1 protein-coding gene is annotated in these 495 nt (G+C 59.4%); it reads left to right on the top strand.

Going from position 1 to position 495, the window contains the following annotated elements:
* Positions 1 to 8: 8 nt before the first annotated feature.
* On the top strand, positions 9 to 495 hold a 487-nt coding region (locus EOA13_RS37485; protein WP_127298066.1), incomplete at its 3' end, for a hypothetical protein.

Here is a 495-nt window from a genome sequence, read left to right as displayed (position 1 = left end):
GCAGTAGCATTCTGGGCTTCGGAAAAAAGGACACGACACCGCCACCACCTCCGGACCCGAAGGTTCTTTCCAGCCAACTGCTGGCCTATTGTCCGAAAGTGACGCTGCGCGACGGCACCGCTTTCTTCAACACCTATGCCAAGGGCAACCAGAAGCCCAAGAAAAAAGCCGCCGCTCAGGACGCCGAGGCTGCTGCGCTCGACGCGAGCAGCGATCAGCAGGACGATTCGGCGAAGGTCATCTATCAGGCCTCGATCACCGATGTGACCCGCGACTGCAACCGTGCCAACGGCTCGCTGACGATGAAGATCGCCGTCGCCGGCAAGGTCGTTCCGGGACCGATGTTCAGCCCGGGCACGATCACAATGCCGATCCGTATCGCAGTGATGCATGGCACCGAGGTGCTTTACTCGCAGCTTCATCAACATCAGGTCCAGGTTACCAATCCCTCGAGTGCCACCCAGTTCGTCTTCACCGATTCGAACGTCGTCGTTC

Source organism: Mesorhizobium sp. M7A.F.Ca.US.011.01.1.1 (assembly GCF_003998295.1).
In the GTDB taxonomy this organism is placed as follows: domain Bacteria; phylum Pseudomonadota; class Alphaproteobacteria; order Rhizobiales; family Rhizobiaceae; genus Mesorhizobium.
Note: the sequence above shows the minus strand (reverse complement) of the source record. Positions and strands in the feature narration are given on the sequence as shown.